Below are 20,349 nucleotides of genomic sequence, written 5' to 3'. Positions count from 1 at the left end.
TTTGGTTTAAAATTGGGATAACATGTGCAGAAATGGGCAACAATGGGCTAGACAGGGTTTGTTAACACAATCCACACCCGAAATCCGAACAAATTCAGAACTTATAGGAACATAGGAAGAATATCGTCGCTTGGCGGCAGCACTCCACCTACCCCTGAAATCAATATCTTGTGCCACCCCATGATCACCCAACAATATCGTGTGCCAGAGACACGGCAGAGACACTTATCCCCAGATGGTTAAACAGAAAGCGTAAATTTTTTGCAGTGAGAGTGAGGAAATTGGGCAGCCATGGGCACACAAATGCCAAATCAGCGAACATTTGCCCGCTCGCGCCCAGTTTTGCCCATGAGAGAAAAGGATCAGATGGCCTGTAAGCCGGGTTCTGTTCACCACGTAAACGCGGATTGGCGACCATTCCTCTGCGATGATGATTGCTCATCACCTGACGCGACCGACCCGGAAAGCGACGCGAAGACACGCCATCATGCTTTCCCTATTTGGTCTTGCTCCAGGCGGGGTTTACCTTGCCAGTCCTGTTGCCAGAACCGCGGTGCGCTCTTACCGCACCCTTTCACCCTTACCCCGACGTATCGGGGCGGTTTGCTTTCTGTGGCACTTTCCCTCGGCTCACGCCGGGCGGGAGTTACCCGCCGCCCTGTCCTCATGGAGCCCGGACTTTCCTCCAGCATGCAAGCACGCCAGCGGCCGCCCGGCCATCTGATCCGGCGTGGCTTGTAAATCAGCTGAGCGGATTTGGCCAGTAGGAGGGAACCGAGATCGTGATTGAGAGTTACTTGCACATTCGGGCAATAACATTACCTGTGGAATCCATGACGGTTGAAAAAGAAAAGATCACAGACATAGCGAGCCGTTGCGCCAGCGTTCGAACGCTGATGACAGCCCGCTCGATCACGCGACTTTACGACCAGGCACTTAAGAATGCCGGGATCACAGGAACGCAGTTTTCCCTGTTGGTCGCGATTGGCTCTTACAATTTCAATTCGATTTCCGAGCTGGGTGATGCCCTTAACATCGAAAAATCAACGCTCTCTCGCAATCTCAAACCGCTGATTGATGCAGGTTTGATCGAGCGGGAGAAAGCGAATGTCAGCCGTGCTATCACACACCGTCTCACAGCAGCAGGTCAGGCAAAGCTCGTGGCCGCCTACCCGCTCTGGCAGGCCGCACAATCACGGGTCGAAGAAGAGCTTAGTCAGGACGACCTGCAGGCCGGCTACCGATTTATGGCCCGCTTGCGCCACGCAGCCGATAGCTGATCGCTCACGCTGTCAGCTGATCGACTGACGCAAAGAATCCAGCCGCACCCAGTGCCATGACAATCGCGAACACGGTCGTCGCAGGCTTATCCTTGCGCATGAGGAACCACAGTGTGACCGCCAGCATCAGGTTCGACAGGACGACAAACCACAGGAAGATATCTGTGGCGAAGATCATGGATAGATCGACATTCTCGCCGATGGCGATACGCGCCAGAAGCGGCAGACCGACAGCAAGGTCGATCGAGATAACGAGGCCGATAAAGGCTTTGCCGAGATCACCGAATGTATCGAGAACTGCAGCGCCAATCGTGACGACCTTATGCGTCAGCGCAAAGGCGTATTCGCGGCCCGCAATAAGCCCGAGGAACACCCAGGTTGTGCTCATTGGCAGATCATTAAGCTCCTTGAAGAAGAACAGAAGTGACGCGTAAAGAAAGTCGACAATCGTTGCCGAACGAATATCGGTGACGTTGGACTTGGTGTTGAGAATGCGCTGTACAGGACCACCACGGTTAGCAAATGTGTATGCCAGCAGAAGCGCGATCGCGCCCATAGCGAGGAAGCCTTGAATCGCCGTCAGCTCGCGTGGCAGGAAGACGAAAATGTTCGCGAAATCCTGAATCAGCCAGACCGCCCATAAATAGCCTGTTGTCACCCATTGCAGGACCACCCAATACATGGACCGCGAGTGCTTGAAGCAAAACGCCAGCGCGACCGCTTCTGCAAAGAAAGACAGCCCCACACCGACCAGCACAGATTGCATGTCGCTTGTGGTACCGAACACATAGTATTGTGACAGGAAGAACGCCGTACCGACTCCGGCGATGATGCCGTACGGAATAAACGCATCAACCGGATTATGCTCGAACCAGCGCTCCAGCGTGCGCGCGATGATCAGGTAGACCACGCCGCCTGTAACAAAGGCCAGCGCGTAGCCGAAAAGCGATTTTTCAATCATGGAGCCAAGGCCGCCAATAGAGGCGAAAATGGTCAGAACCATGAACGATGTCGAAACGGGAATACCGAGACGGGTAATAACCAGCAGCACAAGCGGCGGCAGCACATGGTACCACTGCACAACCATTGGCGGATATTTGCTCTCATTCGAGAGGCGACCGTAGGACGGGTCACCGCCATTCACGACCCAACCATAAGCGAAGGTTACAACCAGAATTGTGACTGCAAACCCAAACAGAACGGTCCAGTGCAGGCGCTTGTTGGAATTGATGAAAGTACCGAGCGTCTGAAGCGCGTCATTTCCGACCACGGCATAGGCCGCAAACAGGAAGCCGATCGCGGCGAACATCTCAATTCCGAAAAAGCTCATGGTACTTCCCGATGGCGTCTGGACTCTACGTAGCCCTTCGCTACCCGAACTGTATGAAACTTTTTAGACAAGCAACCCCGCAAAACAGAATAAGCGCGACAAATTTTTGTCATCGGCGGCCGAAAACCCTGAAAATTCCGTCTCCTCGCAATGACAGCGCGTAACATTTTCACGACAGGTCTTCCGATCAACGACAAATCACCAATCTCACGCGATCTTGGAACCTCATCACAAGGGTCACGTTAGTTCGACACAATAACGGAGATCTGACCATGAAAAAGCACATGATGTTTATCATCCCCGCCCTCGCACTTGGTGCAGCAGCCTGCACAAGCACGGGCGAAACAGAACGCAACGCACTTGGCGGCGCGGCAATTGGCGCAGCAGCTGGTGCCATCATCGGCAACAACACCGGCGACGGTGATGCAGCGACAGGCGCAGCAGTTGGCGCGGCAGTTGGCGGCGCGGCAGGCGCAGCACGTGGTTGCACGAATGCAGAAGACTGCGACATGCCGGGCGTAGACGACCAGGCTGATGAGCGTGACTATGACAATGATGGCGTTGCTGACGTAAGCGACCGCTACCCAACAGACCCTTCACGCTGGTAGGATAGATTTGCCACTCTGTACCCGGTACAGGGTGGCACTTTCAAATACATGACAGACACACTCTCGCATGGCGTTAGTCCGAAGCCTGATAATTCGGATCACCAAACCCCTGAAGCCCGCTCTGAACAGAAAATCAGAGGTCGGGCTATTGTTACATATGGGCGAAGCCTCATGTCCCTCGTCATCGCGCGCTCACTGAGCGAACGCGGGATTGAGGTGATCGGATGTGACGATGTCGACCTTACTGTGCTTTCATTCTCCAAACACACCAAAGACTCGTTCACCCATCCCCATTTCGAGCGTGAGCCGGAAGCTGCCCTCAATGCTTTTGAAGAAGCTATCCGCAAATACGCGCCTGATGATGACCGACTATATGTGCTCATCCCAGGCTTCAGGGACGCCAAGCTATTCTCCCGCAATCGCGACCGGTTCGAGCCGCTTATCAAAATAGCGGCACCGCCGGCCGAGTGTATCGACCTCATCCACCCGAAAGACAATTTCGCAGAGTTCGCGACAGATAACGCGCTTCAGGCCCCTGAAACACGCATACTGACGCCGGATGAATTCCGTGATCTGAGCATTGAGGAGATGAGTCTTCCACGCATTGTGAAGCCTGTGGATGGCGTGGGCGGTCGAGGCGTGAGCCTTCTGAAAGACGAAAGCGACGTCACCCATTACCGAGACGAACTGAAAGGCAAGCAAAACCTGCTGCTTCAGGAAGCCATTGAAGGCGAGGACTATTGCGTCGCTATCGCCGCCCGTCGCGGCGATCTGATTGCCATTTCAGCCTATAAAAACATCAAGCAGTTCCCTGTAGAATCCGGCGCTGGCGCGATCCGCGAAACCGTATCCGCAGAACCGTTTGAAGAGACCGCGCGCAAGCTCGTCGCAGCTTCCGGCTGGCACGGGGTCGCCGAAGTTGATTTTCGCTGGGATGAAAACTCAGATCAGCCCGCAAAACTGATCGAGATCAATCCACGCTTCTGGGCGGGCCTGTTCCACTCAACCGAGTCCGGCATTGATTATCCCTGGCTGGCCTTTGCCATTGCGGCCGGCCTCCCACTGAAAGACGAACAGCTGGAAGACGATCATGTTGGTTTCCGCTCGCGCACACCGGCAGCCTGGATCCTGTCTGTTGCGCAGGAAATTGCCGGTTCTGATGAGCATATGGAGAGCGCCTCTTCAGCCTGGAAATCACTGAAGGCCGACGCCTCGAAGGGCGATGTCCTTCAGGCATTGCGCCATTTCCCTGAAGCGCTTTCGCAGTCGGCACTCAGCGCCGGCACGATCAAAAAGCTGCGGGCCGAACTGAAACGCCATGAAGAGCTGCCTTCAGAATTTACGGCGGACCACGATCCGGCAACGGGGCTCGGCATCCTGTTCGCGCTTAGCTCGCTGGTACGGCACGGCGAACTCCCGCCCGAGCTGAAGTTCGATGCAGACGAACCGGAAGAGCCAACAGTACATGAAGATAATGATGATGTGCGTCCGGTAATCGGCATTACACGGCCCGACAAAGGCGACTTCTTTGCTTTCCAGGCCATGAAGCTTGCCGTCTGGATGGCGGGCGGTCGACCCGTTGCCATCACGTCATCGGCGCCGCGTGATCCTCATTCAATCGACGGCCTTCTGTTCGGTGGCGGGTCTGATGTCTACCCAGACCGCTATCAGGGTAAGCCGAAAGAACACGTCCGCTATGATCTTGCGCGTGACGAGATGGAAGCCTCATGGGCACAAGCGGCGTTTGAACATGGTATTCCCATGCTGGGTGTCTGCCGAGGTATGCAGATGATGAATGTGTATGCAGGCGGCACGCTGCATCCTGACCTCAGCGCATATGATGAGGAATATCCGACTGACTTCCTGCAGAGGGTCTTTTATCGCAAACCTGTTGAGGTGCGCACCTCGTCAAAACTTTACCAGATGGTGGAGCGTGACGAGCTATGCGTGAACTCGATCCACACTCAGGCGATCGATGATCTTGGCAAAGGCTTCCATGCTACTGCCCTGGAACCGAACGGATTGATTCAGGGGATTGAGCACTCAGACCATGAGTTCGCCGTGGGCATACAATTCCACCCTGAGTTTTTGCTCTACCGCCGCTTCGCGCGTGACATCTTCAGGACGTTTGTAAATGCGGCTGGCGCCTTCGCGGAGAAACGAAACTCTGAAGTAGCAACAACCTGACCCAACGAAAAAAGCCTCGCAGTTTGCGAGGCTTTTCTTTTGAGGCTGAAAGCTGTTTTAGAGGCTGTCGGCAAGAGCTCCGACGTCACCGCCATTAGCATCCAGCGTTGCCTGGAACTGAGCGCGCTGTTCAATGACAAGCCAGAGACCTTCGAACTCAACGTCGATAATCTGCCAGTCGCCATCAAACGATTTAACGCGCCAGCTGACAGGAAGCTGCTCGCCGTCGGCATTCGTCACAGATGTCTCGACGACAACATCACCGGGCTCACGCGCAACCGTGTCCACGATCTCGAAGCTACCGCCAGCAAAATTGCCCAGATGAGTTTGCAGCTGGTCTGCAAGGTAGGTGCGGAAAGCGGTGTTATAGCTCTCCAGCTCTGCATCGCTTGCCGTGCGAACATATTGTCCAAGTGCAAACCGGCTTACCGCGTCCACATTGACGTTGGACAGCAGATCGCTGGCTTCGTTTTCAGTCAAAGTGTTGTCGGCGAGGTGTGTCATCGCACTCGATGATACAGAGTCGATTACCGCTTCCGGTGTGGACTGGATGCGCGCCTCGGCGCTGAGCGACAGGCCTGCTGCGAGCGCACAGGCAATAAAGCTGGTTCTGATCATGATTTACGCCTCATCGCCGTCACGGACATCTTCAACAAAGTCCTCAGTGGCCTCGCCGATGTTGTCAGCCGCCTCGGCTGTCGCATCTGCGGCGTCAGCAAGAACTGCGTCCATCTCTGCGCCAGCGCCTTCCATAGAGCCGTGCTGAATGTAGAAGAAGCCCATGGCTCCGACGAAAAGTACGCCCGCTACAACGAGCAGAGAAACAAGTGGGTTTCGCATAATCAGATCTCCTGAATTCTATGGAAACTAAACGTTAACCGGCCATATAAGTTCCCCTTTTTGCGCATCTCAGCCCTCAGGTAATCACCTGTATTAAAACAAAAAAAGCCGCCTCAAGCGGGCGGCTTTCATCCGATTAAATAGCGTTCTCTATCAGAGCAGTCCGAACATCAGGCGCTGGGCGTGCTTTGTCGCGTTTGAAGGATCATTAGCAACCGAATAGCCCGCAATTGCGGCGATGCTGACCGAGGTCAGAGGCCGTTTGTCTACGATCGATTTCAATGTATCGAACGGCAGATCTGCAAGCGCATCAGCTGCAGCATCTTCCAGTTCCTGAAACTCTTCATCGATATCCTGGAACGGCTCTGCAAAATACGCGATGCCAAGCCCGGCACCGAGCAGTAACAGAGCGCCGATTGTCAGGATGGCGAAACCCCATCCCATAACGCTGGCCAGAAATACGGCCAAGGCACCCGATACGAACAGAATGCCGGCGAAGCCCATAAGGACTCCGCCTGCGCCAGCTATAATTCTGAGCTTGGCATTTTCCATGTGATTAGCGACGCGTCAGCATTGCGAACAGGACGCCAACGCCTGCGGCGATACCTACCGCTGCTAGTGGCTTTTCACGGATACGGTCTGAAACCGCGTTTCCATAGCCTTCAATCTTGTCTTTTGCTTCACCAGCAAATTCGCGCGTCTGTTCCGGAACTTCACCGGCTTTTGCGCTTGCAAACTGACCGACATGAGACATCAGCGAGCTCACATTGTCTTTAAGAGAGTCGAAGTCCTTGCGCAGGTTGTCAACGTCATCTTTGACTTCTGTTTCAGCTTCGGGTGCGGGGTTTGATACAGTATGTAGTGTCATGTGTGTCTCCTTCATTGCCTATGTAAAATCAACGAAGGCGGCGGCCCGAAGTTCCGAATTTATCGGTATTTTCTCAGAGAAATCCTACAATCGATCCGATTATGACGATAGCGCCCAGAGCAATCGAGATCAGCGTCAGAATTCCATCTTTCGCCATGAGCGCGAGCCCTAAAAGAACCAGCGCACCTGCTGGAATAGCAACGGCAAAAGGCACCAATTCGAGCGGGATCATCAAAAGCGCGAGCGCAATGGAAAGCGCCGCAATCAGATATTCCGACACATCGCCGACCGCCCATTTCAGACGGGGCTTCACCCAGTTATCGACAAACTCGGTTGCAGGCTCGGCTTTGTCGCGAAACTTACCGACCTGATCTTCAGAAATTTCGATGGAGTGCAGGAATTCGGGCGTCCACGGGTGAGACCGACCGATGAGAATCTGCCCTGCCCACAAGATCACCATGCCAGCGAGCACAACCGGGATGCCAGGCACAGCGCCAAGCGGCGACATGGAAAGTATGCCGAGAAGAACGAGGACCGGCCCGAATGATCTTGCCTGAAAGGACTCGAGCAGCGATTTGACGTCGACCTTACCTTTATCTTCGGCGAGGCCTTCAATATCATCGAGAATATCGTGAAGTGGTGCGCTAGACATGCTTGCTTTAACGCACCGACATAGCGCCGGTTCCGGCCCTGCCCGCAACAAAGAAAAACCCGCCCGGAAATCCGGACGGGTTCGCCTCTCTCAGAGAGAAAGCAACGCTTACGCGGCTGCTTCCGCTTTATTCGGGTGGAAGAACAGTGCCTGAGCGATAGCCGCTTTGACTGTAGATTCCTGGAACGGTTTGGAGATCAGATATGTCGGCTCCGGACGTTCGCCTGTCAGCAGACGCTCAGGGAATGCCGTAATGAAGATAATTGGCACGTCGAAATCCTGAAGGATGTCGTGTGCGGCATCAATACCTGAAGAATTATCAGCGAGCTGAATATCGCACAGCACGAGCCCTGGCGGGTTCTTGCGCGCCATTTCAACGGCTTCTTTATGCGTTGTTGCGTTACCGGTGACGCCATGCCCCAGATCGGTCACGAGGCTTTCCAGATCCGCTGCAATCACAGGCTCGTCTTCAATGATGAGAACCTGAGTGCGAAGTTCGCTCTCAATCTCTGTCTGCGCTTCTGCGAGGTAGGACGCTACCTGTTCTGCAGACGCATTCAGGATTTCAGCAACCTCAGAAGTCGTGAAGCCTTCAAGAGAAGACAGCAGAAAAGCCTGTCGGTGGATCGGCGCAAGCGCCTGCAGACGGAAGTCTGCGACCTGATCACCGCCGCCGAACTTATCTTCAAGCTGCGCACCTGTCTGCGACCAGATCAGGTGGAAGTATTTATAAAGCGCGAGGCGCGGCGAAGCATCTTTATCAAAACCGTCCGTATCGCTCGCGAGCGCCGCCAATGATGCTTTAATATAAGCATCGCCGCTGCTCTGCGATCCGGTAAGCGCACGCGCATACCGGCGGAGAAATGGGAGGTGAGGACCAAGTTGAGTTACGAATGACATTTATACCCTCCAAACGTCCTGCATTAATTCCTCAGAAAGAAGTTGGTTCCGAAAAAAAATAATAAATGTCATTTTTTTGGAACCAATGGCCAAAACGGGCATTTCCTTCTTGTAATTCGCGCACCGCTGTTTCAGGCGGCGCACCTTACGGGAAGTATTATATAGGTATGATTATGGAAAAATCCCGGGAAGATTCAGTCGCTCAACGAGCTAGACAGCGTAGACTCGGTCTACAGCTGCGTCAGCTCTATGATGACGTGATTTCTGAAGAAATCCCCGATGATTTTCTGCGCCTTCTCGAAGAAGCAGACAAATCATCTGAGGCCACTTCCGGCCGGGCTGGTGGCGATAATGCCTCTTCATCTCAGCCAGAGAAGTGAGCATTACTGTGGACGATAACAATTTCAAACGTGAGCTGAGTGAGCTCATTCCGCACCTTCGCGCTTTTGCGAGAAACCTGTGCTCTGATGCGACGCAGGCAGACGATCTCGCGCAGGAAACTCTGATGCGCGCCTGGAAGGCCAGAGAGTCTTACCAGGAAGGCACCAACCTCAAAGCGTGGTGCTTCACTATTCTGCGGAACACGTTCTATTCAGAGAAGCGCAGAAGCTGGCGTCGTCAGCCATTGGACCCTGAAGTGGCAGAGGCCACACTGGTATCCAATGATAATCCGTCAGACTCTATGGAGCTGCTCGCTCTGCGTAATGCGCTCAATGAACTGCCGGATGACCAACGTGAAGCACTGATCCTTGTCGGTGCAGGCGGCCTTCCTTACGAAGAAGTCGCGGAAATCTGTGGCTGCGCAGTCGGCACGATCAAAAGCCGTGTGAACCGGGCACGTAATGCACTCGCAGTTATCATGGAATCGAATTCCGTGGGCTTCAACTCAGACTCCTCTATGTCAGCCAGCGAAGCGTTTGATGACCTCATCGCTCAGGCAGACAGTCTGTCGGGTTCAACACCAGCGTGAGCGAAGAACGCGAAAAGCCACGCACAGCCAAGAGTTCTCTCCGGCTGAGGCTTCTTGCTACGCTTGCAGTCGCACTGACACCCATTTTTTTGCTCAGCGGGATTCAAGCCTGGATCAACGCTGAGCAAAGCCTTGATCAGCGACGCGTCGAATTGATGGAAACAGCCGACGACGCAATCGACGATCTTGCACAAAATCTTGCCACCGCCGAAAGCTATCTCCAGTTTTTCGACGCTGAAATTCTGGATGGTGGTTGCTCTACGGTCTTTGAAAGACTCCGTGAGGTTATCCCGTCGCTGAACAATGTTGTTCGCTTCAATATTGACGGAATTTCCGAGTGCACCGCGATTGGTGAACCTGGGTTTCCCATTACCAGACCCGAGGCATTTGAGCGTTTAAGGCTTGGAACGGACATTATCCGCACGGATGCGTTTGAAGGACCGGTCAGTCATACTCAACTTTTTGCCATTCACTCACGAGTAGAAACAGCATTCGGGGCATTTGATGGCTCTGTCAGCTTCGGCATCAATGCTGAACGCCTGGGTGATTTTCTGCATGAAAAACTTCGCGACGAAGACATCGACATCTCGATCGCCTCTCGTGATGGTCGTGTCTTTGGCAGCGACGTCATTTCACAGTTTGAACCGGACTGGCTGAACCAGCTCGAAGCAAATGATGGTAATGCGCTATTCCCCGATGTGCGGATCGGAGGCGAACGTTTTGATGTTGTGATCGAACGTATTGGTCAGGGCGGCGTTTATGTACTACTCACCCGCCCTTCTCCTGGCCTGTTCAGCGAATTTGCTATTGCTCCGGCCTCAGCAATCGGACTGCCCTTTCTGGCCTTTCTTCTGGTTCTTGCGGCCGTTTGGGTCGCAGTTGACCGTCTTGTTCTAAAATGGATCGCGCGTTTAAAACGTATCGCCTTCATATATGGTGCTGGTCGCTACAAAATTCGTGCGGGCGAAAGCTTTAGCAGCGCACCGGAAGAAATTCTCGAACTCGCTCTGACGCTCGATCAGATGGCCGAAAAAATCGAAAGCCGCGATGGTTCACTGCGCGAAGCGCTAGGCAAACGCGACGCGGCAGTTCGTGAAATCCACCACCGCGTGAAGAATAACCTCCAGATCGTGACAAGCTTTCTCAATCTGCAGAGCCGTCAGGTTGAAGATGCAGGAGCAAAATCTGCTCTGGCGTCAGCCCGCCACAGAATTGATGCGCTCTCTATTGTTCACCAGACGCTTTATCAACACGAGCGCCTCGAGGCGGTATCACTGAAACCGTTCCTCGACGGTCTTCTCGATCACCTTTCCGAAGCACTTGGCTTCGAAGACACAGGTATTGAAGCCAGTTGGGACTTACAGGATGCAGACCGCGATGCCGATGATGCAATCCCGTTAGCGCTTTTTGCGTTGGAAGCTGTCACCAACGCCATCAAGCACGGCCCGACCTTTGGCGGCCGAATTCACATCGAAATGCTACGCGACGCCGACGCACGCATGCTGACTCTGAGAATCACGAATACCGCGCGTCCGGTAGAAGACAGCGAAGATGGGACCAATTCCACAGGCCTTGGCAGCAAGCTTATGACGGCATTCTCCCGGCAGCTTCGCGGAGAGCTGTCGAGCGGTCCTGACGGTAATGGCAATTACGTCGTCCAGCTCGACATTCCAGAACCAACCGAAGCCAAGAAGCCATTCTCTGCGGTTTAAGTTTCAAACGAACGATACCGGACCAAAGAAAAACCCCGAGGGCATGCCGCCGTCGGGGTTATCTTTTGCGTTTGAAGCGATGGACAAAGCTTAGTCTGTTGCTTCTTCCATCTCGTCAGTTGTCTCTTCAACTGCGTTATCAAGGTTTTCACCTGCTTCTTCGAGCGGACCGTCATTTGAGTCGCATGCGGCAATTGTTGTAAGCGCAAGACCAGCGACCAGAAGTGGGCGTAAAAGCATGATATGTCTCCTCTTAAGTTACATCTGATCAACGTGGAGGGGGCTCATTGGTTCCCTGCTTCAGAGTGTAAATGTTCCTAATTTACGCGGTACGAATCTCGTGCCCTCGTAGGCATGCGCAATCACCTGTACCTGCCCATTATTCAGCTGGATCTCATTGAAGCTCGGGGGCCATTCACGAAGCCTGTCGGAAAGTGTGCCGGCGCCAATCGCAAGGTATTGCCCACCTTCCTCGCGCCAGTTCTGGATCGCCGGCTGGTGAACATGCCCGGTGAACAACATGCGTACGTTACTTTTCGCGATCGCCTGACTCGCCCGCGCGCCTCGCTTTGTTCGTGTCGTGAGCGGCGCCCCTGGAACCGGACGAAACGGGTGATGGCAGACGAGCGCTTTCAGTTCAGGCGTGTCACCGAGCGCATCCTGAAGATCATCAAGATTGACCGAGCCTTCAGCCCAGTTCCTGCGCACCTGCCAACCACGCGCAGTGTTCAGCCCGACGATTTTTAAGTCGGGGAATTTGAGCGTCTGCATATCCTCGCCAAACAATTCGCAGAACCGTTTGAAGGGCTCATGCGCCCGCGCATACAAATTCAGCATGGGGGTGTCATGATTACCGGGCACTACAATTTGCGGCAGCGGTATTTGAGACAACCACTCTCGTGCAGCCTCGAACTCGCTCGTCTTGCCGCGCTGGGTCAGGTCACCCGCGACGATCAGAGCATCCGCCTGAAGTGAATTGATTGCAGAAATGGCCGCTGTGATAGCTGGCTTGCACTCCCTGCCGAAGTGAAGGTCAGCGACCTGTATCAGCTTCATCATTAGCTTCGAGCGCTCCAGACCGTCGCAGCCTCCGGACAAAATGCGATAGAAAAGGGCGATTTCAGTTCGCGCGGCTCGCCGTCCAGTGTCACTGAAACCGGCTTATCGTCTTTCGTCGCAATGTCGATTTCACGGACAGTGCGATGCTCGACACCATTTGCCGTCTTCCAGTTTCCGATCAGGCTTTCGACACTCATCTCAACGAGTTGAGCGAGATTGTCAGGATCAATGCTCGCTATATCGAGACCGGGCGTGTCATCTTCCGGAACAAATATTCCAAGAGCTGTCGCATCCCAGTTTTCATCTTCACCGTGCACTTCGAGGCGGGTTTTAAGGTTGAGCACATCATTCCCGACGAGTGTTTCAACGGCGGATCCCACTGCTCCGGTACGCAAATGTTCGCGGGAATGGGCAAGGCGCGTCAGCCGGCCAATAAGCACGCCCACATAACACATCTGATCCCCGATCTGCATGCCGGCAAGAGGCTTGGTCTGCCTGTTCTCAAGAGCACTACTCAGGCAGTCACGCCATTCGCAGTCATTGCCATGAATATGTTTCGGCAGAAGGTTCATGGTTCCGCCTGGCAGCGGCAATACAGGAATGTCTGCCCGGCACGCATGCGAGAGGACGAATGAAATCGTTCCATCTCCGCCCCATACGATGATGCCATCGCATCCGGTCAAATCCTGCTGCTTCCATACATCCTCAAGGTCAGCGCCCTCAACGGAATAAATATCGAACTCATGCCCTAGACCGGTGAGTTCCTCGGAGATCAGAACATCTCCATTATCTGGAACCGAACCTGAGCGCGTATTTACAATGACCGAGAACTTCATGGATGTGAGATTCCGAATGACCGGACAATTCTCCCTTCAAAACAGACGTGTACGCCCGCAATAACGCCGCAGATTCAGGAAAGTTCCAATAATAAAAATCGGAACCGATGCCCTTTCCGGCGGTTGTTTTTGGCATAGGCGCAGTCACCGCGTCGCAACACATAGGAGACACATCATGCTCGGTTGGGCACTTGGATTTTTCATTCTGGCGATCATCGCCGCTGCATTCGGTTTTGGTGGTATTGCGGGTGCTTCCGCAGGTATCGCACAACTACTCTTCTTCGTATTCCTCGCGCTTCTCGTGATTACATTTGTTGCCCGCGCGGTCCGGGGTCGAAGCGTACTGTAGAGTTCGCAAACCAGACGCACTTTAATTGAGGCTCCTTTCGGAGCCTCTTTTACAAAGCAAAGGGAACACATCATGTCAGACATTCAATCTTCAAATTCGAGTTCAGACCTTCTTTTGATCATCATCGCCATCCTGCTTCCGCCTGTCGGCGTTGCACTCGCCCGCGGTATTGGTGGCGCATTTGTTCTGAACCTTATCCTCACCATTCTTGGTTACATTCCTGGCATCATTCATGCCGTCTGGGTCATCGCCCGGCGATAAACACCAGACCGATCCAACAAGCGCGCTCCGGCGCGCTTTTTGCGTTGTAGGACCGGTTCAGCTATAGGCGTCGAAAAACTTTGCGCCTGACCGACCGGACCTTCTTAAAAACATGCTGACACGCGACACCTATCGTTTCTCGGTTGCCCCGATGATGGACTGGACAGACCGGCATTGCCGCGCCTTCCACCGCGAATTGTCCGCCTGCGCCCTGCTATATTCCGAAATGGTCACCGCTGATGCCGTTATTCATGGCGAGCGCGAGCGACTGATCGGCTATTCAGACGCTGAACATCCGCTGGCGCTTCAGCTTGGCGGCAACGAACCGGCCAAGCTCGCTGAAGCTTCAAAAATTGCGGAAGATTTCGGCTATGACGAAGTCAATCTGAACTGCGGCTGCCCATCTGATCGGGTCCAGTCGGGAGCCTTTGGTGCCTGCCTGATGCGTGAGCCTCAGCTGGTCGCTGACTGTCTGGCTGCCATGCAGGACGCCGTCAAAATCCCTGTGACAGTCAAACACCGGATTGGCGTCGATGAGGACGAACCGCGCGAACGCCTGTTCGGTTTTGTAGAAACCGTATCGAAAAACTCACCCTGCACTGTGTTTCATGTTCATGCTCGCAAAGCCTGGTTGAAAGGCCTCTCTCCTAAAGAGAACCGCGAAATTCCGCCGCTGGATTACGACCTTGTCCATGAGCTGAAGACGGCTTATCCCGATCTGCTGATTACTCTGAATGGCGGTCTGGAGACTGTGGAACAAAGCCTGCCCCACCTCGATCATCTTGACGGGGTAATGCTTGGTCGCGCCGCCTATCACGACCCGACCATTCTTTTGCAGGTGGACAATACAATCTATGGCGCACCGACCCGACATGACGACATGCTGGACGCGTTGAAAGCCTATCGTGCTTATATCGCCTCCGAGCTTGCGAAGAAAACACCGCTGCACGCGATCACGCGTCACATCCTCGGTGCATTCAATGGCCGGCCAGGCGCTCGCCTCTGGCGTCGTCACCTCTCAGAGAATGCTCCGCGACGCGAAGCAGACATACAGGTCTTCGATGAAGCCCTCGCTATCGTGGAAGAGCAAATGGCCCGCGCAGAAGCCGCGCAAGAGGCACGCTCGGCCTGATCCACACAAGACGACCTCCCCGTAGCTTGATCAACTCTAAGCTTGCCTAAGCCTGCGCGCGCTGCAAATAGAGCGCATGATTGAAGCGCTTACTCCTTATCTGCCAATGCTGGCAGCCCTTGTCGCGGCCGGTGCGTTTGCTGGCCTGATTGCCGGTCTGTTCGGAATTGGTGGCGGCGTTGTGATCGTCCCGACGCTCGCCTTCGTCTTCACCCAGCTCGGCTATGAGAGCGTCGCCATGCACGCCGCAATCGGCTGTTCGCTTGCGACTATTGTTGCGACCTCCATCCGCTCGGCCATGTCTCACCACAAACGCGGCGCGGTCGATATGGATGTGGTGAAAGGCTGGGTGCCGTGGATCATGGTTGGGGCGGTCGCCGGTGCAGCCATTGCGGGTTATCTGCCGGGCGCCGCCCTGCGAGGCATTTTCGGCGCGATCCTGCTTCTGGTCTCGCTGCAGTTTATTCTGGGTCGTCCAGACTGGAAGCTGAGAGACAGCCTGCCAACGGGAATTGGCCGCTTTTCAATCGCCAGCAGCCTCGGTGCTCTTTCGGGCATTATGGGGATTGGCGGCGGTGTATTTGGCGTCACTCTGATGACGCTGTGCGGGCATTCTGTTCACCGTGCTGTCGGAACAGCGGCGGCCTTCGGTGCCGCGATCGGCCTACCAGCCGCCATTGGCTACGGGTTCACCGGTTTCGGCATAGACGGTCGACCACCCTTCTCAATCGGTTATCTGAATATACCAGCTATTCTGGTGATCGCGCTGATGACTACCAGCCTTGCCCCAGTAGGTGCTATGCTCGCGCACAAACTCAACGCGAAGACACTCCGCCGCGTCTTTGGATGTGTCATGATCCTCGTTGCGCTGAATATGGTGCGGATCGCGTTCGGCTTCTAGCGGAAAACTATTCGCGGATAATCATTGAGCTGGAGCGCACTTCATAGCTGTGAAGCTTGCCCATAAAGCTCATACCCAGAAGTGACTGTTGAAGATCGGATTCCAGCACCAGCGCTTCCACATCCTCAACCTCAACATTGCCGACCCGGATTTCGTCAAGCAGCACGAATGCGCCTCGCGTTCCACCGCCAGCCGTGCGGACTTCATACTGATAATCCAGCTCGTCCAGATCCACACCGATGCGACGCGCATCATCTCGCGTCAACGCGACCATGCTCGCACCGGTATCGACCATGAACCGGACGCGCGTGCCGTTGATATTCGTATCGGCCCAGAAGTGATTGTCATCGCCCTTGCGCAGCACTGCGGCATTCGGGCCAGGCGCTTCCGGGCGGAAGGACGCACGGCGCTCTTCTTCGGCGAGCTCTGCAGCTGCAGTTTCGCTGGCTTCGATCTGGTTGTTAGCGCGGATTGCGACCGCAACACTGACGCAGACCAGAACGAAAACGGGGATCGCAACTTTCATCATGAGTTTTGAGGGTCCTTACCCAAGTTTGCCCATTTCGCGCAGTGTTTCCAGACGCGCTTCAGACTCGTGTATAACGGCATCTCGTTGCTGATCGGTATATTTCGTCCATTGACTTATCTCTTTCAGAGTCCGGGCGCAGCCAAGACACCAACCGGTCGGACCATCAATGACGCAAACTTTGATGCACGGAGATTTTACTGGGGTGACACTCATGCGAGCAGTTTTCGCCTATGGCGCGTTTTCCCGCAAGTATGTTTCAGCTCGTAACAGGAATGTCACAGACTATATTTAAGGCCGGACCAGACGATGCACCGTTGCATTCGCAGTCATATCATCCATAACGGCACCAAACAGACCAGAAGTGTATCAATGACCGGCGATATTCCTACACCACTCGAAGACGTTCGCGACCTTGTTCTGAACCATCCTGTCGTAGACCTGCCGAAGGACTATAACTCAGATGGCAGCGTTCGCCGCTCCAAATATGGCCGCATCGAACGCCTTGGTGAGTGGATGGCAGCATGCCAGCGCCGCGAAAAGCCAAAGCTTGAGAAATCCACCATTGCGCTGTTCGCGGGTACACACGGCCTCGCAAAGCATGGTGTATCTGTCTCCGATTCAGGCGCGACCGAAGCCCGCGTCAAAGCACTTCAGGAAGGTAAGCTGGCAGCGAACGGTCTGGCGGCCATGTCGAATTCTGCGCTGCGCGTGTTCGAACTCGCGCTGGAATTGCCGACGAAAGACATCGCTGAAGCGCCTGCCATGTCTGCGCAGGAATGCGCGTCCACCATCGCCTTTGGCATGGAAGCAATTGCTGAAACCCCGGACGTTCTAGCTATTGGCGTGCTGGGCGTTGGGGGCGGCACCGCTGCGGCAGCAGTCGCGAACGGACTTTATGGCGGCGAGCCGCAGTACTGGGTCCGTGCCGGTCAGGGCGTTCCGGAGGAAGTGAATGTTGCGCGCGCGGATGTCATCCAGAAAGCGCTGCAGGCTCACCGTCATCATCTGAACTCACCGCTCGAAATTCTCCAGCACCTTGGCGGCCGCGAACTGGCGGCCTGTGTCGGCGCGATTATCGCAGCTCGCCATCAGGGTATTCCTGTGATTCTGGATGGCTTTGCGACAGCAGTAGCCGCGGGCGTTGTTCACGCCATCGAGCCGCGCGCAATCACACATGTGATTGCCGGACAGGCGACAAATCGTCCCGCTCACCAGGCAATTCTCGACCGTCTGGAAATGGAACCCCTGCTCGATTTGAAAATGCAGGCGGGTGAAGGCATGGGCGGAATGCTAGCAATGCCGTTATTACAGGCCGCTAGCATCGTTGCGAATTCCGGTGAAACAGAAAGCTGATAACCTACGGGCATAATCAGACGATTTGTCCTAATCTCCCTCGAATTAAGGCCTTCCCCCTGCGGCATCTTGAAGGCATAAGACTTCGACATATTATGACGCACTGAGACGTCATGGGAGAAACACATATGAACCTCGATTTTTCACCTGAGGACATTGCCTTTCGCGAAGAGGTAAGAGCCTTTATCGAAGAGAACTACCCTGAGGACATTAAGGGTAAGCACCGCGAAGAACTGACGAAAGAGCAGTTCCTGTCGTGGCACCAGATTCTCGGCAAAAAAGGCTGGTCTGTACCATCCTGGCCGACTCAGTACGGCGGTACTGGCTGGACACCGACACAGAAATACATCTGGTCAGAAGAGAATGCGCGCGCGGACACAATCATGCCGCTGCCATTCGCAGTCTCAATGGTAGGTCCGGTTATCTACACATTCGGCAGCCAGGAACATAAAGACCGTTTCCTTCCAGGAATCGTCGACGGCACAACATGGTGGTGTCAGGGCTTCTCCGAGCCGGGCGCTGGTTCCGACCTTGCTGGTCTGAAAACAACAGCTGTCCGCGACGGCGACGAGTGGGTCATTAACGGCCAGAAAACTTGGACGACACTTGGTCAGCACGCTGACTGGGGCTTCTTCCTTTGCCGCACAAACCCAGACGTGAAGAAGCAGGAAGGTATTTCCTTCATCCTCGTCAAGATGGACACTCCGGGCGTTGAAGTTCGCCCGATCATCATGACGGATGGCGGCCACGAAGTGAACGAAGTCTGGCTCACAGACGTTCGCGTTCCTGTCGACAACCTCGTTGGCGAAGAAAACAAAGGCTGGACTTACGCGAAGTTCCTGCTCGCTCACGAGCGTACAGGTATCGCAGGCGTTGCTCGCTCCAAGCGTGGCATTGAGCGTCTCCGCGAAATCGCGTCTACAGAATACGACAACGGCAAGCCACTGATCGAAAATCCTGACTTCGCAGAAAAAATCTCGAAGCTGGAAATCGACCTCACCGCACTCGAGTTCACAGAACTTCGCGGTCTTGCAGCTGTCGCAGCTGGTAAACCACCAGGACCTGAATCTTCCCTCCTGAAGATTAAAGGCACCGAGGTTCAGCAGCGTCTGACAGAGCTCACAATCGAAGCTGTCGGCAATTATGCGGCTCCATACTTCCGTGGTTTCCCGGAAGAAGGTGGCAACCGTTTCCCAATCGGGCCGGATTACGCGCACCACGCGCTGCCGGAATACCTGAACATGCGTAAGACCTCCATCTACGGCGGTTCTAACGAAATTCAGCGTAACATCATCGCAAAGGCTGTTCTGGGGCTTTAAGCGCCCCTGCAGCTTCGCAACAGATACAAAAATAAACCCGATTTTGGGGAGATATACTCGTGGATTTTAGCTTCACAGAAGAACAGAACATGATCCGGGACTCTCTGTCCCGCCTCATTAAAGACCAGTACGACTGGGAAACACGCAACAAGGTTCTCGCTTCAGAGAGCGGCTGGCGTCCGGAAATGTGGGCTCAGTTCGCTGAACTCGGCATTCTGATGGCTCCATTCTCCGAAGAAGATGGCGGCCTCGGCGGTAACGCGGTCGACGTTATGGTTGTTATGGAAGAGTTCGGTAAAGGCCTCGTGGTCGAGCCTTACGTACCGTCTGTCGTTCTCGGCGGCGGCTTCCTGAAGCATGCTGGCTCTACAGCGCAGAAAGAAAACTTCCTCGCACCAATGATGGGCGGCGAAGTTGTTCTGGCATTCGCTTATGCAGAACCAACATCACGCTTCAACCTGAACGACGTTACGACAACAGCGCGTGCGAACGGCTCTAACTACGTCCTGAACGGTCAGAAATCTGTCGTTCTCGGCGCACCTTGGGCAACGCACCTGATCGTGTCTGCACGTACATCAGGCGACCGTTTCGATGACAGCGGCATTTCGCTCTTCATCGTACCGAAAGACGCTGCTGGCATTTCCACACGCGACTACCCGACTATGGACGGTTACCGCGCGTCAGAAGTCTACTTCGAGAATGTTGAAGTTTCCGGCGACGACATGATCGGTGCAGAAGGTTCTGCTCTGCCACTCATCGAGAAAGTCTGCGACGAAGGCATCGCGGCGATCTCTGCGGAAGCATGTGGCGCAATGGAAATCGCGAACGCTGACACACTCGACTATGCGCGCCAGCGTAAGCAGTTCAACGTGCCGATTGCCTCTTTCCAGGTTCTCCAGCACCGCATGGTCGACATGTTCATTGAACAACAGCAGTCCATGTCCATGACCTATCAGGTCACGCTGCGCCTCGAAGAAGACGAAGCTACTCGTAAGAAAGCTGCGTCTGCTACGAAAGTTCAGATCGGTAACTCCGGCCGCTTCATCGGTCAGGCTGCAACCCAGATCCATGGCGGTATGGGCGTAACTGACGAGCTTCGCCTCGGCCACTACTTCAAGCGTCTGACGCTTATCGACACTCAGTTTGGTAATGTCGATTACCACCTGCGTCGCTATGCCAACCTCGCTGAAGGCGTTGTGAAAGCAGCTGCAGAATAACTGCACGCGCATCTTGATTTAAATGCCCACCTCGACTTCGTTGAGG

25 protein-coding genes and 1 other RNA gene are annotated in these 20,349 nt (G+C 54.5%); 13 read left to right on the top strand and 13 right to left on the bottom strand.

Translation table 11 applies throughout. The annotated features are described in order from the left end of the window. Window positions 1-358: 358 nt before the first annotated feature. Window positions 359-724, bottom strand: an RNA gene (gene rnpB / locus G523_RS20560) — RNase P RNA component class A. A 109-nt stretch (window positions 725-833) separates the two neighbouring features. On the opposite strand from rnpB, the gene G523_RS19745 reads away from it, so the two are divergent. Further along, complete coding sequence (locus tag G523_RS19745) at window positions 834-1,280, top strand: MarR family winged helix-turn-helix transcriptional regulator (RefSeq protein ID WP_022696105.1); 447 nt, start codon at window positions 834-836, stop codon at window positions 1,278-1,280. A gap of 4 nt (window positions 1,281-1,284) precedes the next feature. On the opposite strand, the gene G523_RS19740 is transcribed toward G523_RS19745, so the two are convergent. Next, window positions 1,285-2,610 carry a hypothetical protein gene (locus tag G523_RS19740; protein WP_022696104.1) on the bottom strand — a complete coding sequence of 442 codons (1,326 nt, stop codon included), beginning with the start codon at window positions 2,608-2,610 and terminating at the stop codon, window positions 1,285-1,287. Window positions 2,611-2,882: 272 nt separating this feature from the next. On the opposite strand from G523_RS19740, the gene G523_RS0116135 reads away from it, so the two are divergent. Further along, window positions 2,883-3,218 (top strand): glycine zipper domain-containing protein, encoded by a 336-nt coding sequence (locus G523_RS0116135; protein WP_022696103.1) that lies wholly within the window; start codon window positions 2,883-2,885, stop codon window positions 3,216-3,218. 171 nt (window positions 3,219-3,389) lie between these two features. Beyond that, complete coding sequence (locus tag G523_RS20515; RefSeq protein WP_051134879.1) at window positions 3,390-5,405, top strand: gamma-glutamyl-gamma-aminobutyrate hydrolase family protein; 2,016 nt, start codon at window positions 3,390-3,392, stop codon at window positions 5,403-5,405. 57 nt (window positions 5,406-5,462) lie between these two features. On the opposite strand, the gene G523_RS19735 is transcribed toward G523_RS20515, so the two are convergent. The 6 genes from G523_RS19735 to G523_RS0116100 all read right to left on the bottom strand — a co-directional run bounded on the left by G523_RS19735 (window position 5,463) and on the right by G523_RS0116100 (window position 8,665). Further along, window positions 5,463-6,023, bottom strand: coding sequence for an MlaC/ttg2D family ABC transporter substrate-binding protein (locus G523_RS19735; RefSeq protein ID WP_022696102.1), 561 nt, complete (start codon window positions 6,021-6,023; stop codon window positions 5,463-5,465). Window positions 6,024-6,026: 3 nt separating this feature from the next. Continuing rightward, window positions 6,027-6,245 carry a hypothetical protein gene (locus G523_RS0116120; protein WP_022696101.1) on the bottom strand — a complete coding sequence of 73 codons (219 nt, stop codon included), beginning with the start codon at window positions 6,243-6,245 and terminating at the stop codon, window positions 6,027-6,029. Window positions 6,246-6,398: 153 nt separating this feature from the next. Beyond that, window positions 6,399-6,749, bottom strand: coding sequence for a hypothetical protein (locus G523_RS0116115; RefSeq protein WP_022696100.1), 351 nt, complete (start codon window positions 6,747-6,749; stop codon window positions 6,399-6,401). 52 nt (window positions 6,750-6,801) lie between these two features. Beyond that, window positions 6,802-7,113, bottom strand: a complete 312-nt coding sequence (locus G523_RS19730) for a DUF883 family protein (protein ID WP_162141068.1) — start codon at window positions 7,111-7,113, stop codon at window positions 6,802-6,804. Window positions 7,114-7,186: 73 nt separating this feature from the next. Beyond that, window positions 7,187-7,765: an exopolysaccharide biosynthesis protein gene (locus tag G523_RS0116105; protein WP_027441832.1), complete on the bottom strand. Its 579-nt coding sequence runs from the start codon at window positions 7,763-7,765 to the stop codon at window positions 7,187-7,189. 108 nt (window positions 7,766-7,873) lie between these two features. Then, entirely contained in the window at window positions 7,874-8,665 is a 792-nt protein-coding gene (locus tag G523_RS0116100; RefSeq protein ID WP_022696097.1) for a response regulator, read from the bottom strand. A gap of 167 nt (window positions 8,666-8,832) precedes the next feature. Here G523_RS0116100 and G523_RS19725 point away from each other — a divergent pair, with 167 nt between their 5' ends. From G523_RS19725 to G523_RS20510, 3 genes are all read left to right on the top strand, one after another. Then, complete coding sequence (locus G523_RS19725) at window positions 8,833-9,045, top strand: NepR family anti-sigma factor (RefSeq protein WP_022696096.1); 213 nt, start codon at window positions 8,833-8,835, stop codon at window positions 9,043-9,045. A gap of 2 nt (window positions 9,046-9,047) precedes the next feature. Then, window positions 9,048-9,635 (top strand): sigma-70 family RNA polymerase sigma factor, encoded by a 588-nt coding sequence (locus G523_RS0116085; RefSeq protein ID WP_367119630.1) that lies wholly within the window; start codon window positions 9,048-9,050, stop codon window positions 9,633-9,635. Between the two features lie 89 nt (window positions 9,636-9,724). Beyond that, window positions 9,725-11,347, top strand: a complete 1,623-nt coding sequence (locus tag G523_RS20510; RefSeq protein ID WP_155802856.1) for a sensor histidine kinase — start codon at window positions 9,725-9,727, stop codon at window positions 11,345-11,347. Window positions 11,348-11,437: 90 nt separating this feature from the next. Here the strand turns inward: G523_RS20510 and G523_RS21150 are convergent, their stop codons facing one another. From G523_RS21150 to G523_RS0116065, 3 genes are read right to left on the bottom strand one after another with little or no spacing between them, the layout of a single operon-like run. After that, a complete protein-coding gene (locus tag G523_RS21150; RefSeq protein ID WP_022696093.1) occupies window positions 11,438-11,587 on the bottom strand; it encodes a hypothetical protein in 150 nt (49 codons plus the stop codon). A 60-nt stretch (window positions 11,588-11,647) separates the two neighbouring features. Further along, a complete protein-coding gene (locus G523_RS19715) occupies window positions 11,648-12,406 on the bottom strand; it encodes a metallophosphoesterase family protein (protein ID WP_022696092.1) in 759 nt (252 codons plus the stop codon). Further along, window positions 12,406-13,242, bottom strand: coding sequence for a diacylglycerol/lipid kinase family protein (locus tag G523_RS0116065; protein ID WP_022696091.1), 837 nt, complete (start codon window positions 13,240-13,242; stop codon window positions 12,406-12,408). The genes G523_RS19715 and G523_RS0116065 overlap by 1 nt, the downstream gene beginning before the upstream one ends. Before the next feature lie 175 nt (window positions 13,243-13,417). Between G523_RS0116065 and G523_RS20745 the strand changes: the two genes are divergently transcribed. The 4 genes from G523_RS20745 to G523_RS0116045 all read left to right on the top strand — a co-directional run bounded on the left by G523_RS20745 (window position 13,418) and on the right by G523_RS0116045 (window position 15,885). Continuing rightward, window positions 13,418-13,591 (top strand): DUF1328 domain-containing protein, encoded by a 174-nt coding sequence (locus G523_RS20745; RefSeq protein WP_022696090.1) that lies wholly within the window; start codon window positions 13,418-13,420, stop codon window positions 13,589-13,591. Window positions 13,592-13,663: 72 nt separating this feature from the next. Next, a complete protein-coding gene (locus G523_RS0116055; RefSeq protein WP_022696089.1) occupies window positions 13,664-13,852 on the top strand; it encodes a YqaE/Pmp3 family membrane protein in 189 nt (62 codons plus the stop codon). A gap of 112 nt (window positions 13,853-13,964) precedes the next feature. Next, window positions 13,965-14,984, top strand: a complete 1,020-nt coding sequence (gene dusA / locus G523_RS0116050) for a tRNA dihydrouridine(20/20a) synthase DusA (protein WP_022696088.1) — start codon at window positions 13,965-13,967, stop codon at window positions 14,982-14,984. Window positions 14,985-15,060: 76 nt separating this feature from the next. Beyond that, window positions 15,061-15,885, top strand: a complete 825-nt coding sequence (locus G523_RS0116045) for a sulfite exporter TauE/SafE family protein (RefSeq protein ID WP_022696087.1) — start codon at window positions 15,061-15,063, stop codon at window positions 15,883-15,885. A 7-nt stretch (window positions 15,886-15,892) separates the two neighbouring features. On the opposite strand, the gene G523_RS0116040 is transcribed toward G523_RS0116045, so the two are convergent. Together G523_RS0116040 and G523_RS20740 are read right to left on the bottom strand one after the other, a co-directional pair. Further along, the gene (locus G523_RS0116040; RefSeq protein WP_022696086.1) at window positions 15,893-16,414 is read right to left on the bottom strand and encodes a retropepsin-like aspartic protease family protein; all 522 of its coding nucleotides are present in this window, start codon (window positions 16,412-16,414) and stop codon (window positions 15,893-15,895) included. Between the two features lie 15 nt (window positions 16,415-16,429). After that, window positions 16,430-16,627, bottom strand: coding sequence for a DUF1289 domain-containing protein (locus tag G523_RS20740; protein ID WP_081648862.1), 198 nt, complete (start codon window positions 16,625-16,627; stop codon window positions 16,430-16,432). Window positions 16,628-16,783: 156 nt separating this feature from the next. Between G523_RS20740 and G523_RS0116035 the strand changes: the two genes are divergently transcribed. From G523_RS0116035 to G523_RS0116025, 3 genes are all read left to right on the top strand, one after another. Then, window positions 16,784-17,767 carry a nicotinate-nucleotide--dimethylbenzimidazole phosphoribosyltransferase gene (locus G523_RS0116035; protein WP_022696085.1) on the top strand — a complete coding sequence of 328 codons (984 nt, stop codon included), beginning with the start codon at window positions 16,784-16,786 and terminating at the stop codon, window positions 17,765-17,767. Window positions 17,768-17,895: 128 nt separating this feature from the next. After that, complete coding sequence (locus G523_RS0116030; RefSeq protein WP_022696084.1) at window positions 17,896-19,086, top strand: acyl-CoA dehydrogenase family protein; 1,191 nt, start codon at window positions 17,896-17,898, stop codon at window positions 19,084-19,086. Between the two features lie 59 nt (window positions 19,087-19,145). Continuing rightward, complete coding sequence (locus G523_RS0116025) at window positions 19,146-20,303, top strand: acyl-CoA dehydrogenase family protein (RefSeq protein ID WP_022696083.1); 1,158 nt, start codon at window positions 19,146-19,148, stop codon at window positions 20,301-20,303. Window positions 20,304-20,349 lie beyond the last annotated feature (46 nt).

This window comes from Ponticaulis koreensis DSM 19734 (assembly GCF_000420665.1).
GTDB classification, from domain to species: Bacteria; Pseudomonadota; Alphaproteobacteria; order Caulobacterales; family Hyphomonadaceae; genus Ponticaulis; species Ponticaulis koreensis.
The sequence above is the reverse complement of the archived record's forward strand: the minus strand, read 5'-3'. Positions and strand labels throughout refer to the sequence as shown.

What these genes read in the sequence shown, in the direction of transcription:
- G523_RS0116135 (WP_022696103.1), top strand. Translation starts at nt 2,883, where the DNA reads ATGAAAAAGCACATGATGTTTATCATCCCCGCCCTCGCACTTGGTGCA.
- G523_RS0116105 (WP_027441832.1), bottom strand. Translation starts at nt 7,765, where the DNA reads ATGTCTAGCGCACCACTTCACGATATTCTCGATGATATTGAAGGCCTC.
- G523_RS19735 (WP_022696102.1), bottom strand. Translation starts at nt 6,023, where the DNA reads ATGATCAGAACCAGCTTTATTGCCTGTGCGCTCGCAGCAGGCCTGTCG.
- G523_RS0116055 (WP_022696089.1), top strand. Translation starts at nt 13,664, where the DNA reads ATGTCAGACATTCAATCTTCAAATTCGAGTTCAGACCTTCTTTTGATC.
- G523_RS0116045 (WP_022696087.1), top strand. Translation starts at nt 15,061, where the DNA reads ATGATTGAAGCGCTTACTCCTTATCTGCCAATGCTGGCAGCCCTTGTC.
- G523_RS19730 (WP_162141068.1), bottom strand. Translation starts at nt 7,113, where the DNA reads ATGACACTACATACTGTATCAAACCCCGCACCCGAAGCTGAAACAGAA.
- G523_RS19725 (WP_022696096.1), top strand. Translation starts at nt 8,833, where the DNA reads ATGATTATGGAAAAATCCCGGGAAGATTCAGTCGCTCAACGAGCTAGA.
- G523_RS0116035 (WP_022696085.1), top strand. Translation starts at nt 16,784, where the DNA reads ATGACCGGCGATATTCCTACACCACTCGAAGACGTTCGCGACCTTGTT.
- G523_RS0116030 (WP_022696084.1), top strand. Translation starts at nt 17,896, where the DNA reads ATGAACCTCGATTTTTCACCTGAGGACATTGCCTTTCGCGAAGAGGTA.
- G523_RS21150 (WP_022696093.1), bottom strand. Translation starts at nt 11,587, where the DNA reads ATGCTTTTACGCCCACTTCTGGTCGCTGGTCTTGCGCTTACAACAATT.
- G523_RS19740 (WP_022696104.1), bottom strand. Translation starts at nt 2,610, where the DNA reads ATGAGCTTTTTCGGAATTGAGATGTTCGCCGCGATCGGCTTCCTGTTT.
- G523_RS0116100 (WP_022696097.1), bottom strand. Translation starts at nt 8,665, where the DNA reads ATGTCATTCGTAACTCAACTTGGTCCTCACCTCCCATTTCTCCGCCGG.
- G523_RS0116065 (WP_022696091.1), bottom strand. Translation starts at nt 13,242, where the DNA reads ATGAAGTTCTCGGTCATTGTAAATACGCGCTCAGGTTCGGTTCCAGAT.
- G523_RS20740 (WP_081648862.1), bottom strand. Translation starts at nt 16,627, where the DNA reads ATGAGTGTCACCCCAGTAAAATCTCCGTGCATCAAAGTTTGCGTCATT.
- G523_RS0116115 (WP_022696100.1), bottom strand. Translation starts at nt 6,749, where the DNA reads ATGGGCTTCGCCGGCATTCTGTTCGTATCGGGTGCCTTGGCCGTATTT.
- G523_RS20515 (WP_051134879.1), top strand. Translation starts at nt 3,390, where the DNA reads ATGTCCCTCGTCATCGCGCGCTCACTGAGCGAACGCGGGATTGAGGTG.
- G523_RS19745 (WP_022696105.1), top strand. Translation starts at nt 834, where the DNA reads ATGACGGTTGAAAAAGAAAAGATCACAGACATAGCGAGCCGTTGCGCC.
- G523_RS0116040 (WP_022696086.1), bottom strand. Translation starts at nt 16,414, where the DNA reads ATGATGAAAGTTGCGATCCCCGTTTTCGTTCTGGTCTGCGTCAGTGTT.
- dusA (WP_022696088.1), top strand. Translation starts at nt 13,965, where the DNA reads ATGCTGACACGCGACACCTATCGTTTCTCGGTTGCCCCGATGATGGAC.
- G523_RS20745 (WP_022696090.1), top strand. Translation starts at nt 13,418, where the DNA reads ATGCTCGGTTGGGCACTTGGATTTTTCATTCTGGCGATCATCGCCGCT.
- G523_RS0116120 (WP_022696101.1), bottom strand. Translation starts at nt 6,245, where the DNA reads ATGCGAAACCCACTTGTTTCTCTGCTCGTTGTAGCGGGCGTACTTTTC.
- G523_RS19715 (WP_022696092.1), bottom strand. Translation starts at nt 12,406, where the DNA reads ATGATGAAGCTGATACAGGTCGCTGACCTTCACTTCGGCAGGGAGTGC.